General features: G+C 68.0%; 13 protein-coding genes. 11 read left to right on the top strand and 2 right to left on the bottom strand.

The genetic code is table 11. The features are described from left to right. Positions 1-49: 49 nt before the first annotated feature. From IEV99_RS10250 to IEV99_RS10220, 7 genes are all read left to right on the top strand, one after another. On the top strand, positions 50-493 hold the full coding sequence (locus IEV99_RS10250) for an NUDIX hydrolase (RefSeq protein ID WP_188517536.1): 444 nt from the start codon (positions 50-52) through the stop codon (positions 491-493). Between the two features lie 9 nt (positions 494-502). Further along, positions 503-1,147, top strand: a complete 645-nt coding sequence (locus IEV99_RS10245; protein ID WP_188517535.1) for a DUF47 domain-containing protein — start codon at positions 503-505, stop codon at positions 1,145-1,147. Between the two features lie 2 nt (positions 1,148-1,149). After that, entirely contained in the window at positions 1,150-2,154 is a 1,005-nt protein-coding gene (locus IEV99_RS10240; RefSeq protein WP_188517534.1) for an inorganic phosphate transporter, read from the top strand. Positions 2,155-2,218: 64 nt separating this feature from the next. Beyond that, a complete protein-coding gene (locus IEV99_RS10235; protein WP_188517533.1) occupies positions 2,219-2,422 on the top strand; it encodes a hypothetical protein in 204 nt (67 codons plus the stop codon). Between the two features lie 91 nt (positions 2,423-2,513). Next, positions 2,514-3,749, top strand: a complete 1,236-nt coding sequence (locus tag IEV99_RS10230; protein WP_188517532.1) for an ABC transporter substrate-binding protein — start codon at positions 2,514-2,516, stop codon at positions 3,747-3,749. Positions 3,750-3,849: 100 nt separating this feature from the next. Next, the gene (locus tag IEV99_RS10225) at positions 3,850-5,802 is read left to right on the top strand and encodes a heparinase II/III family protein (RefSeq protein WP_188517531.1); all 1,953 of its coding nucleotides are present in this window, start codon (positions 3,850-3,852) and stop codon (positions 5,800-5,802) included. Positions 5,803-5,907: 105 nt separating this feature from the next. Then, on the top strand, positions 5,908-7,230 hold the full coding sequence (locus tag IEV99_RS10220; protein ID WP_188517530.1) for a phenylacetate--CoA ligase family protein: 1,323 nt from the start codon (positions 5,908-5,910) through the stop codon (positions 7,228-7,230). Here IEV99_RS10220 and IEV99_RS10215 read toward each other — a convergent pair. Continuing rightward, the gene (locus IEV99_RS10215) at positions 7,198-7,515 is read right to left on the bottom strand and encodes a hypothetical protein (protein WP_188517529.1); all 318 of its coding nucleotides are present in this window, start codon (positions 7,513-7,515) and stop codon (positions 7,198-7,200) included. The genes IEV99_RS10220 and IEV99_RS10215 overlap by 33 nt on opposite strands. A 172-nt stretch (positions 7,516-7,687) precedes the next feature. Between IEV99_RS10215 and IEV99_RS10210 the strand changes: the two genes are divergently transcribed. The 4 genes from IEV99_RS10210 to IEV99_RS10195 are packed head-to-tail and all read left to right on the top strand — an operon-like array spanning position 7,688 to position 11,017. Continuing rightward, positions 7,688-8,575, top strand: a complete 888-nt coding sequence (locus IEV99_RS10210; RefSeq protein ID WP_188517528.1) for a branched-chain amino acid ABC transporter permease — start codon at positions 7,688-7,690, stop codon at positions 8,573-8,575. Beyond that, on the top strand, positions 8,572-9,573 hold the full coding sequence (locus IEV99_RS10205; protein WP_188517527.1) for a branched-chain amino acid ABC transporter permease: 1,002 nt from the start codon (positions 8,572-8,574) through the stop codon (positions 9,571-9,573). Before IEV99_RS10210 ends, IEV99_RS10205 begins: the two co-directional genes overlap by 4 nt. After that, positions 9,570-10,313: an ABC transporter ATP-binding protein gene (locus tag IEV99_RS10200; protein ID WP_188517526.1), complete on the top strand. Its 744-nt coding sequence runs from the start codon at positions 9,570-9,572 to the stop codon at positions 10,311-10,313. The genes IEV99_RS10205 and IEV99_RS10200 overlap by 4 nt, the downstream gene beginning before the upstream one ends. Further along, complete coding sequence (locus IEV99_RS10195) at positions 10,313-11,017, top strand: ABC transporter ATP-binding protein (protein WP_188517525.1); 705 nt, start codon at positions 10,313-10,315, stop codon at positions 11,015-11,017. The genes IEV99_RS10200 and IEV99_RS10195 overlap by 1 nt, the downstream gene beginning before the upstream one ends. Positions 11,018-11,150: 133 nt before the next feature. Here IEV99_RS10195 and minC read toward each other — a convergent pair whose 3' ends face one another. Then, positions 11,151-11,903, bottom strand: a complete 753-nt coding sequence (minC, locus tag IEV99_RS10190) for a septum site-determining protein MinC (RefSeq protein ID WP_188517524.1) — start codon at positions 11,901-11,903, stop codon at positions 11,151-11,153. Positions 11,904-11,938: the final 35 nt, after the last annotated feature.

Raw genomic sequence — 11,938 nt, 5'->3', positions numbered from 1 at the left:
ATGACAGTTTTCGATTGCCGGACTCGCAGTCCTGGCCTAGCACCCCGCCATGCCCGCGATGCAGTTCGCCGCCCTGCCCTACCGTGTGATCGAGGGACGCGTCGAGGTCCTCCTCGTCACCTCCCGCGAGACGCGCCGCTGGGTGATCCCGAAAGGCTGGCCCATGCGCGGCAAGCAGCCCCATCAGGCAGCCGCCCGCGAGGCGTTCGAGGAGGCCGGGGTGAAAGGCGACGCTGCGCCTGAGCCGATCGGCGGTTTCACGTACTGGAAAAAGCTGCGCCGCAATCGCCTGCTCTGCACCGTCGAGGTGTTCGCGATGACGGTGTCGGCCGAACTCAAGGTCTGGCCCGAGCGGCGTCAGCGCAAGCGGCGCTGGTTCCCAGTCGCCGAAGCCGCCGAGCAGGTCGAGGAGCCGGGTTTGGCAGCCCTGATCCGCGACATGCTGCCGGCGGTCGCTTCCGCATCCAAGACGACACAATCCACTCCCGTCTAGGCGATCATCATGCTGAACTGGTTCAGAGCCTTGCTGCCTCGCGAAGATCGCTTCTTCGCCCTGTTCGAGCAGCATTCGTTGACGCTGCAGCAAGGCGCAGATGCGCTGGCCAAGCTGCTGGAAGGCGGCGACGACGTGCCGCGCTGGTGCGCCGAGATCGTCAAGCACGAGAACGAGGCCGACGCGATCGCCCACGCGGTGATGCTGGCGGTGCGTCGCACGTTCATCACGCCATTTGACCGGGGCGACATCAAGGACTTGATCCAGTCCATGGACGACGCCATCGACCAGATGCACCAGACCGCCAAGGCGATCACCCTGTACGAGCAGCGCGTGTTCGACCCGCCCATGCGCGAGATGGCGGCCATAACGGTGGAATGCGCCCGGCTCACCATCGAGGCCGTGCCGCTGCTGCGGCGCATCGGCGAACACGCGGGCGCGATCAACAGCTACGCCGAGCGCATCACCAAGCTCGAGGGCCGCTCGGACGAGTTGCACGACGAGGGGCTGCGCGACCTCTTCCGCCGCCATCGCGGCGGCGACGCCATGGCGTTCATCGTCGGAACCGAAATCTACAAGCACCTCGAGCGGGTGGTGGACCGGTTCGAGGACGTCGCCAATGAGATGAACGGCATCGTCATCGAGCACGTGTGAGCATGGACGCCCCAATCGCGCTCTCGTTGCTGATCGGCCTCATCGGGGTCGCGCTGCTGTTCGATTTCCTGAACGGCCTCCATGACGCCGCCAACTCGATCGCCACCATCGTGTCGACCCGGGTGCTGCGGCCCCGCTACGCCGTGTTCTGGGCGGCGTTCTTCAACTTCATCGCCTTCCTGTTCTTCGGCCTGCATGTCGCCCAGACGCTCGGGACCGGCATCATCGAGGTCAGCATCGTCACGCCGCGCGTCATCTTCGGCGCGCTGGTGGGCGCAATTACCTGGAATGTGATCACCTGGGTGCTCGGCATCCCGTCGAGCAGTTCGCATGCACTGATCGGCGGCCTCGTCGGCGCGGGCCTCGCCAAGGCAGGCTTCAGCGCCGTCGTCTGGAGCGGGTTCGCGAAAACCGCTTCCGCCATCGTGCTGTCGCCTCTTGTCGGCTTCGTCCTGGCGCTGCTGCTGGTTCTCATGGTGTCCTGGATTTTCGTGCGCCAGACGCCACTCGCGGTCGACAGTACGTTCCGCGTTCTGCAATTCGTCAGCGCCTCGCTGTACTCCCTGGGCCATGGCGGCAACGACGCGCAGAAAACGATGGGCATCATCGCGGTGCTGCTCTACTCGCAGGGCTACATGGAGGGCGGATTCCACGTGCCGCTCTGGGTGGTTCTGTCCTGCCAGGCCGCTATGGCGATCGGCACGTTGTTCGGCGGCTGGCGCATCGTCCACACCATGGGCTCGAAGATCACCCGGCTGACGCCGATGCAGGGCTTCTGCGCCGAGACTGGCGGCGCCCTGACGCTGTTTCTGGCGACCTGGCTGGGCGTGCCGGTCTCGACCACGCACACGATCACAGGTGCGATCGTCGGCGTCGGCGCAGCGCGGCGGGTGTCCGCCGTGCGATGGAACGTGGCCAGCAACATCGTGGTGGCCTGGGTGGTGACGCTTCCCGCGTCGGCGGCGATCAGTGCGCTGGCCTACTGGGCGGCAGGCTTGGTCGGCTGAGGCTTAGCAGCGCCTTAACGGATTCCGTTCATGCTGCTCGCATTGAGCAATTGGACGTTGATCCATGCCAGCCGCCAAGCCACTCGCCGTTGCCGTCGTGCTGATGGCGCTCGTCTATCTCCTGTCGCCTCTCCGGTTCGGCGAAAAGACGCCGAATTGCGCCAAGGACCAGATCGGCTGCCTCATCGTAGCGTCCGACGCGGACGCGTACGACCCGGTGGTGACCGGCAGCCTGCCGAAGGCCCTCAAGCGCCCAGCAAGGCCCTAAGCTCGCGACGTCATCCGAGCGCGCGGCGCCTAGCCGTCCAGCGTGAAAAATGCTCTAGGATCCGCCCAACGACTGCTGGGAGGATCGACCCGTGAGCCACAAACCCGTTTCTGGCGTAAACCGCCGTCACTTCGTCGCCGGTGCGGCCGCGCTGACCCTTTCGGCGCCGGCTGTTGTTCGGGCCCAGGCCGCCACCTTGAAGGTCGGCGTCATGCTGCCGCGCTCGGGGTTCTTCGCCCAGGCGGGCCAGAGCTGCCACCGCGGCGCGCTCGCGGCGCCCAAGGTGCTGGCCGACCTCGGCTACAAGGTCGAGCTCTTCCACATCGACACGGAATCCTCGGCCGACACGGCCCGCACGCAGGCCGAGCGCGCCATCAATGACGGCATGCATTGTCTGGTCGGCGCCTTCGACTCCGGCCACACGCTCGCGATCGCGCAGGCCGCCGAGCAGCGCCAGATCCCGCTGATCTGCAACATCGCCGCCGCGCCGCAGATCACCGAGCAGGGTTACAAGTTCCTGGTCCGCAACTTCCAGACCGGCGGCGCGCTGGTCACCAACGGCCTGCGGCTGATCAAGGACATCTCGGCCGCCACCAAGGTCGAGTTCAAGTCGGCCGTGTTCCTGCATGCCAACGATACGTTTGGAACCGCCCAACGCGGCGCGATGGACGCGATCTTCCCCAAGCAGAACATGCCGTTCCAGCTGGTCGAGAGCATCGCATACGACCCCAAGGCGCAGGACCTCGCCGTCGAGGTCACCAAGCTGCGCTCGCTCAACCCCGATCTCGTGCTGGTGGTGAGCCGCGCGGGCGACGCCATCAAGCTGGTGCGCGACATGGTGCGCCAGCGCTTCGAGCCGAAGGCGATCATCTCGCCCGGTTCGCCCGGCCTCTATGACGAGGAGTTCTACCAGGCGGTGGGGCCGCTGGCCGACTATCTGATGTTCAACCTGCCCTGGGTGAACCCGAAATCGGACATGACCCAGGCGCTGGAAGCCTCGTTCAAGCAGGCCAACCCCAGCAACCGCTTCGCGGTGGATTGCTTTAACGCCGGCTTCACCTTCGAGGCGATCCTGGTGGCGGCCGACGCCCACAAGCGCGCGGGCGCGACCGACGGTCCGGCCCTGATGGAGGCGATCCGCAAGACCAACATCGAGAAGCACGTGATGATCGGCGGACCAATCCAGTTCGACGCCAAGGGCAACAATCCGAACATCGGCTCCGCGGCGGTTCAGAACCGCAACCGCACGCCCACGGTGGTGCTGCCCGCAGAGGTCGCTACCGAAGCGCCCGTGTTGCCGATGCCGAGCTGGCAGGGCCGCAAATAGGATTGGCAAACCATATGCGGCGGAAGGCTGGCCCAGCCTGCCGCCCGTTAAGGTCGACGTTACCCCGGCGCTGCTCTCTGGAGTTGCGCCGGAGAACCCCGTGACACTCGATCGTTTCCGCTGGTACGCGCAACGTCTGCGGGCCATGAGCCCCGCCGAAGTGCTGCATCGCTTCGGCGAGCAATGGAAGCGCGCCCGCTCGCGAGGCTATGCGGCGGGTTGGGACGGCTTCGACCGCCAGGATGGCGTGCTGGCCTTCCTGCCGATCTTCACCCGCCTGCGGGGAGGATGGCCGGAGCCGCTGCCCTCACGAATGCAAACAGCGGCCGCGGCGGCCCGCGACGGCCGGCTCTCGCTCCTGGGCCAGATGTGGCCGCCTACCCGCTTCGAGCCCGCGATTTGGGCGATCGACCCCGTATCGGGGGCGCCCTGGTCCTCGCCCTCGACCTATTGCTTCGACGTCGATTTCCGCCACGCCAAGGGGCGCGGCGACGTGAAGTTCGCCTTCGAGCTCAGCCGGCTGCAGGCCCTGCACCCCGTCGCAGCCCTGGCGATCCAGAAGCGCGATCCCGAGGCCGCCGCCTTCTGCCTCGGCGTGCTGCGGTCGTGGATGGACGGCAACCCGCCCTTCCAGGGCGTGAACTGGTACTCGGGCATCGAACTCGCCCTGCGACTCGTCAGCGTCGCGCTCGTGGTCGCGGCCGCCGGGGAAGCGCTTTCGCCGGAGGACCGCCGGCGCATTCGGGCGCTGGTCGCCGCGCACGGTTTCTGGCTGGCGCGCTTTCCGTCGCGGTTCTCGTCGGCCAACAACCATCTGGTGGCCGAAGGGCTCGGTCTGCTTGTCGCCGCCCTATTGGCCCCGGACCTCGCTGAGGCCCCGCATTGGCGCGCCGAAGGCCGCGGCATACTCGTTGACGCGACGGGTAGCCAGTTCCACGCCGACGGGTGGGGTGCCGAACAGTCGCCCACCTACACGGCCTTCACGCTGGAGATGCTGGCGCTCGGCGCGACGCTCCTGGCGGACGCCGGGGATCCGCTGCCGCCGGAATGCATCGTCCGCCTGCGCAGGGCCGGCGACGCGCTCCGCCATGCGCTCGACCACGACGGCCACGCGCCCCATATCGGCGACGACGACGAGGGCCGCGTACTGGCCTGCCCGCCAGATCGCGAGCCGCGCTATGCCGCTTCCGTGCTCGCCGGCCTGGCAGGCGTGCTGGACGCGCCAGAACTCAGCCCGCCCGAGCGCGACCCGCACTGGCGGGATCTCCTGTTCGGCAGCCCGCCCGCAGGCGGCGCTGCGCCCGACGGCGTCCAGGTATTTCCGCACGGCGGGATGACGTTTGCTTCGGGCGCAGCGGCCGGCCGGCGCACGATGCTGGCGTTTGACCATGGGCCATTGGGGTTCCTATCCATCGCGGCGCATGGCCACGCCGACGCGCTGGCTCTCTGGCTTCATATCGACGGCCGACCTGTGATCGTCGACAGCGGGACCTACCTGTATTCCGGCGGCGGCGAGGTTCGCGCTTGGCTGCGCTCCTCAGCCGCGCACAGCACGCTGGTGATTGACGGGAGGTCTCAGAGCCTTGTCTCCGGTGCATTCAACTGGCGCATGAAGACGGACGCCAATCTCGACGAGCGCTTGCCTGGCGACGTCTGGCGCATCCGAGCGTCTCATGGCGGCTATGAGAAACGCTTCGGCTTCCGGCACGAACGCCAGATCGAGCCGGACGACGACGGACATCTGGTCACCGATCGCCTGATCGGATCGGGCCCGGACCGGCCCGTCGCGATCAGGTTCCATATCCATCCAGCCTTGCGCATCGAGATCAAGGCCGATCACGCCGTCGTGCACGACGACGGTGGGCCACTGCTGGCCATCAGGCCGGCTGCTCCCGTTCGCATTGCGCTGGAAGCCGGCACCGTCGCGGATCCTCCCTGGTTCTCGCCGGCGTTCAACGCGCTGGAGGGCGGGCAGGCCGTCGTGATCCACACGACGACGGCCGCCCTCCGGCAGCCGCTCCGGACGCAGTTGCGGGTGCTGCCGGTCAGCTGAAGCCTCGTCAGCCGGAGTTCTACAACTAGAGGTTGTATCGCGACGGCACATCTCCGGTCGGCCCCGGGCTTGCGAGAGTTCGGCCAGCCCGGAGGTTCCGTCCCGATGTTGCACGTTCTTCGCCGCTCAGCGTTGTTCGACCGGCTGGCTCGACGCCCGCCCGTGCTCTACGGCCGCGCCCGCCGCGCCATCGAGGCTGTGGAGGCCATGGACGCCGGCCAGCGCGAGGACATGCAGGACCGGTTGCTCCGACGCGTGCAGGCCAACGCGCGTGAACTGGCGGCCTATCCCGCCGCGGAAACGCTCGCCCAACTGCCCGTTTTGGAGAAGTCCGACATGCGCGGGCGCGAAGCCCACTACGCCCGCCGCGGCGTCGGCGCTCCGGCAGCCACCGGCGGAACGACCGGCCAGCCCCTGCGCTTGCGCAGGTCACCGGGCCAGATCGTATTCGAGCAGGCCATGGTCGACCACCTTGTCGCGCTGGCGGGTGGGGTCGCGAACCGCAGCGTCACGCTACGCGGGGACGTAATCAAGCCGGTGGATGAAACCGCTCCACCTTTCTGGCGCGCGGTCGGACCGGGGCGCACACTGCTATCGGCCCACCACCTCTCCCGCGCCAACTACCCCGCATACGCGGCGTTTCTTGAACGCGAGCGGCCGGGCGTGCTCCATGCCTACCCGTCCGCGCTGGACCAGCTCACCCGGCTCGCCGAGGAAGCCGGCGGCGGCCCTCCTATCGGGCTCGTGTTCACCTCGTCAGAGCAGTTGCCCAGTGGCCTGCGAGCCCGCGTGAAAAGGGCGTTCGGGGCCGATCTGCTGGACTTCTACGGGCAGGCCGAGCGTGTTTGCGCCGCTTGGTCGCTCAACGATGGCGAGTACTGGGTTAGGCCCGACTACGGATTTGTCGAGTTCGCGGCGGCCGAGGACGGTGCGCACATCGTCGGGACGTCGCTCAGGAACCGGGCGCAAATCCTGCTGCGCTACGACACGGGCGATCTCGCGGACCTCGGTCCGGACACCAGCGCGGAGCGGCTCCGTCTCGTCCGGCTGGGCGTTGCGCCGTTCGCTGGGCTGACCGGACGGCAATCCGAATATGTGGAGCTGCCGGACGGGACGCGCATCATCGGCCTCAACCACGTGCCGCGTGGCGTGCCGGGGGCCGCAAGCGTCCAGGTTCTTCAGGTCGGGCCGAACCGGGTGCGCCTTCATGTCACGCAGGCCGAAGGCTTCTGCGCCGCGACGCGCGCGGTCGCGCTCAGCAATCTGCGGCAGAAGCTGCCCGCCAGCGTCGGCGTGGAATGGCTCGTCGCCGATGCGCCGTTTAGACTCCCAAACGGCAAGGCGCCGCTCTTCGTGGACGTGCGCGGGCGCCAGATCGAGCCGGCGCAGTTGATCTCAGAACCCGAGCGCCATCCCGCCGCCGCCTGACCCCATGGTGGGGCGCATGCCGCCCTTGCCTGTCGGCCAGCTCGGGTTGGGATCCTTCTCGGGCAACGGCGTGGGCATCGGCGCATCTTCCCATTTGGGCTGACGGCCCGCCGTCTGCGCCGCGGCCTGCGCCTTCGCGGTCGGCTTTGCGGCTTTGGCGGCCGGCTTGGCGGGCTTCTGCGTCGCGGGTGTGGCGCTTAGTGGCGCGCCAAGCTGCTGGGCGGCGGCCGGGGCCGCAATGAAGCCGCACAATGCGAGGGCCAGAACGGGAGCGGTGAAGCGCATCGAGAAAACTCCTTTGCGAACGCATCCATATCATCTTGCGCGATCTTGGCGAGCCCGGGGCGCTATTCCGGGTTGCAAAACCGCTCCCGACCGGCCCCGCCCGGCTTGCCTTCGCGCGCCGATCGGCGCATGAGGCGCGTTCCGCCAGCCACACACCCATCCGTTCATAGCGATGTCCCTCCCCCTATACCTCGAAGTCCTGCTCCAGGGCGTCCTGACCGGCCTCGTCTATGGCCTGATGGCGCTCGGGCTTTCGGTGATCTTCGGCGTCGTCCGGGTGGTCAACTTCGCGCATGGCGAATTCGCCGTGCTGGGCATGTACGCCGCGTTTGTGCTGTTTACGGCGTTCAACCTCGATCCCTTTCTGGCCATGGCTCCGATCGCAGCCTTGTTCTTCGTGATCGGCTATGGCCTGCAGCGGGTGCTCATCAACCCGTTCATCACCCGGCCGGAGCACGACCAGTTCATTCTGCTGGTTGGGCTGGCGATCATCATGGTCAACGGCCTCCTGATGATCTTCGGGCCGGACGCCCGGCACGCCAACCTGCCCTATTCCTTCGATAGCTGGTTCGTGCCCACGGGCTTCGCGGGCGAGATCATCGTCGACAAGGTACGGGTCTACGCAGCGCTTGCGGCGCTCGCAGTTTGCGGGCTGCTGTTCGCCTTCTTCCGATTCACGTTGACCGGGGCGGCCATCCGGGCCTGCGCGGACAATCTGGTGGGCGCGGCGGTGGTAGGGCTCGACGTGAAGCGCCTCTACGCCCTCACCTTCGCGATCGGCCTTGCCTGCGTGGGCGCGGCCGGGTCGCTGATGGTGGCGCTCACCGACGTCACCCCCATGCTCGCGCCGTCGTTCACGCTACTGGCGTTCACGATCGTGATCATCGGCGGGCTCGGCTCCATGGCGGGCGCGCTTGCGGGCGGGCTCCTGATCGGCGTCGCCGAGGCGCTCGCCAGCGTGGTGGTCGCCCCTTCAATGAAGAGCATGGTGTCTTTCGCGCTGCTGGTGCTGGTTCTGGCCTTTCGCCCGCAGGGCCTTATGGGGCGGCGCGCCGCATGATCACTCGTCTCGTTCGCACGGCGCCTCCCCGGGCGCTCTTGCTGCTTGGGCTGCTGCTGGCCGTGCTGCTGGCCGCGCCGCTTGCGCTCGATCGTTACCTCACCTCGGTGCTGATCCTCGTGTTCTGGTTCGCCTATGTGGGGCAGGCCTGGAACATCATGATGGGCTTCGCGGGCCTGCTTTCGCTCGGGCACGCGCTTTATGTCGGCCTCGGCGCCTATGTGGCGGCTACGTTGTTCGTGAAGCTCGGGATCGGCCCCTGGGCAGGGCTCTGGCTCTCGGCGTTCGTGTCAGTTGCGGTGGGCGCCGCCATCGGATGGCTGGGATTCCGGTTTCGGATCGAAGGCGTCTATTTCTCGCTGCTCACGATCGCGTTTGCGGAGGTCGCGCGCATCGGCTTCGACCATATCGGCTGGACGGGCGGCGCGGCCGGGCTCTTTCTGCCGGTCAGCGCCGAGGCAGGGGCCTGGTTCAACCTGCGCGGCGGGCCGCTGTTCTTCTACTATCTGGCGCTCATGATGGCGACGGCGGCCTTCGTGCTTTGTGCGGCTCTGCGCGCCTCACGGCTCGGCTATCGCTGGCTGGCGGTGCGCGAGGACGCCGAAGCCGCCCGGGCGCTGGGGATCGACGTGTTCCGGGCCCGCATGGCGGCCGTGCTGATCTCGGCCGGGCTCACGAGCCTCGGCGGCGTGTTCTATGCGTTCTACTACAACAACCTGTTTCCCGGGCAGGTCTTCGACATCTCGCGCTCGATCGAGATGATCCTCGCCCCGATCGTGGGCGGGGTCGGGACCTTGTTCGGCCCGGTGCTGGGAGCATTCATCCTGACGCCGCTTGGGGAAGCGTTGATCGCCATCACGGGGGCGCTCGGGCTCAATGCGCCGGGAACCAAGGCGGTGTTCTACGGCGTCTGCCTGATGGCCATCGTGATCCTCGCGCCCAACGGGCTCTGGCCGGCGCTGAAGCGCCGCCTCGGCGTGCCGGAGGGCGACGTATGAGCGCGCTGCTCGAAGTCCGGGGCGTCGCCAAGCGGTTTCGCGGGCTGCTGGCCGTGGACCATGTCTCGCTCACCGTGAACGACGGCGAAATCTTCGCGGTGATCGGCCCCAACGGCGCCGGCAAGACGACCCTGTTCAATCTGATCGCGGGCGTTTATGCGCCCGAGGCGGGCGAAATCGCGTTTGCGGGCGAGCGCATCGACGGCGCAGCGCCGGACGCGATCTGCCGCCGCGGGCTCGCGAGGACGTTCCAGATCGTGCGGCCGTTCCCGCATCTTAGCGTGCTGGACAACGCCATCGTGGGCGCGCTTCTCCATGAGCACGACGTCGATAAGGCGCGCGCGGCCGCCGGCGACGTGCTGAGGCGGCTCGAATTGTGGGACAAGCGCGCCCAGAAGGCCGGCTCGCTGACACTGCCGGACCGCAAGCGGCTGGAGGTCGCGCGGGCGCTGGCGACCCACCCGCGCCTGCTTCTGCTCGACGAGGTCATGGCCGGCCTGCGACCGACGGAAACCGACCGGATGGTGGCGGTGCTGAAGGACCTCAACCGCCATGAGAACATGACGATCGTGCTCATCGAGCACGTGATGCGCGCCGTGATGGCGCTGGCCAACCGCATCCACGTCCTTCATCACGGAGCCACCATCGCGGAGGGCCCGCCGGAAGTTGTGACCCGCGACCCGCGCGTGATCGAATCCTATCTCGGCCAGGCCGACCACGCGGTAGGAGCGCTCGGCTGATGCTGTCGGTGCGCGACCTCGATCTGAGCTATGGCGACGCGCAGGCGCTGGACGGCGTCAGCCTCGACGCGCCCGAGGGCGCGATCGTCGCCATCGTGGGGGCGAACGGCGCGGGCAAGACCTCGCTGATCCGCGCCATCGGCGGCATGCTCCGGCCCTCGCGCGGGTCCATTCTGTGGAAGGGGCGCGACATCGCGGGCGAGCCGAGCCACGTCGTGTGCAATCTCGGCGTCGGCCAGGTCGCGGAAGGCCGGCAGGTGTTCCCGACCCTATCGGTGCGCGAGAACCTGCTGATGGGCTCCATGCTGCCGCGCGCCAAGGCGCGCCGGGCGCAGAACCTCGACCGCATGCTGACGCTGTTCCCGCGCCTCGCGGAGCGGCACGCGCAGGCGGCCGGCACACTTTCGGGCGGCGAGCAGCAGATGCTCGCCATCGCGCGCTGCCTGATGGGCGAACCCGAGCTCGTGATGTTCGACGAACCCTCGCTCGGCCTGTCGCCCGCCATGGTGCAGCAGGTGCTGGCGACCGTGGTGGACCTCAACAAGACCGGCCTCACCTGCGTGCTGGTGGAGCAGAATGTCGCCGTGTCCCTGCGCCTCGCGTCCCGCGCCTATGTGCTGGAAAACGGCCGCGTCACGCTCTCGGGCACGGGCGCCGAGCTGTTGAACGACGACCGCGTGCGGCAGGCTTATCTCGGGCTTTGAAGGCCACCCTCCCGTCATTGGAGCCGAAGGCGAAGCAATCCAGAGGCTGGGCGTGAAGCCGGTTTCGGCCGAAGCCCTTTCGCCCGGCTCCTGGATTGCTTCGCTGCGCTCGCAATGACGGCGAGGGCGCCTTTCAGTCGAGCACGGCCGTCCTGAGCGTGTCGCCTTCCAGCCAGGCCTGGGCGGGCTTGCCGATCAAAGCTGGGTCGACGTCGTCTGCAGTTTTGTAGACGCCGTCGATGGACAGCAGCTCGGCCTCGAAGCGGCGGCAAAAAATGCGGCTCCTGGCGTTGCCGGAGACGCCCGCGATCGCGCGGCCGCGCAGGGGGCCGTGTACCGTAATGGACCCGCCGGCGACGATCTCGGCCCCAAATTGCACCGCGCCGATCACAGTGACGTCGCCCCTGGGGAAGTAGATCTGCTGACCCGACCGGACCGGCTCGGCGAGCACCAGAGAGGTCGCATCACCCTCCCCGTGCGGCGTCTCGGGCTTGATTTCGGGGGCCGTGGCCACAATGCCCGCTGCCACGCCCGCTGCGGGCGAACCCTCGGCGCGGAACTCGGGCGCAGGATCACCCTTGCCGCCCAGCAACTGAGCCGGCGTGCCGATGCCGAGCCATTCGACGTCGGCGCCATCAACGCCCATGACGCGGACGTTCCGCGCTTGCACCGCCGCCACGATGGCGGGAATTTCGCTGCGCTCGGCCTTCATCGCCGACAGATCCAGGATCACCGGGCGACCCTTGAAAAAAGCCGGCGCGCGGGTGAGCCAGTCATCGAGATGCGCGAGCCACTCGTCCAGCGGCGGATCGGGCGCGACCACGAGCGCCAGGAAGTTGCGGCCGCGGAAGCGGATGGTCGGCTTGGGGGCGGATTCGGTGCTCAAGGGGGCGTCCTCTTCCCCTGATGCATCGGACCTCG

The organism is Alsobacter metallidurans, assembly GCF_014636935.1.
GTDB lineage: Bacteria > Pseudomonadota > Alphaproteobacteria > Rhizobiales > Beijerinckiaceae > Alsobacter > Alsobacter metallidurans.
The sequence above is the reverse complement of the archived record's forward strand: the minus strand, read 5'-3'. Positions and strand labels throughout refer to the sequence as shown.

What these genes read in the sequence shown, in the direction of transcription:
- IEV99_RS10250 (WP_188517536.1), top strand. Translation starts at nt 50, where the DNA reads ATGCCCGCGATGCAGTTCGCCGCCCTGCCCTACCGTGTGATCGAGGGA.
- IEV99_RS10245 (WP_188517535.1), top strand. Translation starts at nt 503, where the DNA reads ATGCTGAACTGGTTCAGAGCCTTGCTGCCTCGCGAAGATCGCTTCTTC.
- IEV99_RS10240 (WP_188517534.1), top strand. Translation starts at nt 1,150, where the DNA reads ATGGACGCCCCAATCGCGCTCTCGTTGCTGATCGGCCTCATCGGGGTC.
- IEV99_RS10235 (WP_188517533.1), top strand. Translation starts at nt 2,219, where the DNA reads ATGCCAGCCGCCAAGCCACTCGCCGTTGCCGTCGTGCTGATGGCGCTC.
- IEV99_RS10220 (WP_188517530.1), top strand. Translation starts at nt 5,908, where the DNA reads ATGTTGCACGTTCTTCGCCGCTCAGCGTTGTTCGACCGGCTGGCTCGA.
- IEV99_RS10215 (WP_188517529.1), bottom strand. Translation starts at nt 7,515, where the DNA reads ATGCGCTTCACCGCTCCCGTTCTGGCCCTCGCATTGTGCGGCTTCATT.
- IEV99_RS10210 (WP_188517528.1), top strand. Translation starts at nt 7,688, where the DNA reads ATGTCCCTCCCCCTATACCTCGAAGTCCTGCTCCAGGGCGTCCTGACC.
- IEV99_RS10205 (WP_188517527.1), top strand. Translation starts at nt 8,572, where the DNA reads ATGATCACTCGTCTCGTTCGCACGGCGCCTCCCCGGGCGCTCTTGCTG.
- IEV99_RS10200 (WP_188517526.1), top strand. Translation starts at nt 9,570, where the DNA reads ATGAGCGCGCTGCTCGAAGTCCGGGGCGTCGCCAAGCGGTTTCGCGGG.
- IEV99_RS10195 (WP_188517525.1), top strand. Translation starts at nt 10,313, where the DNA reads ATGCTGTCGGTGCGCGACCTCGATCTGAGCTATGGCGACGCGCAGGCG.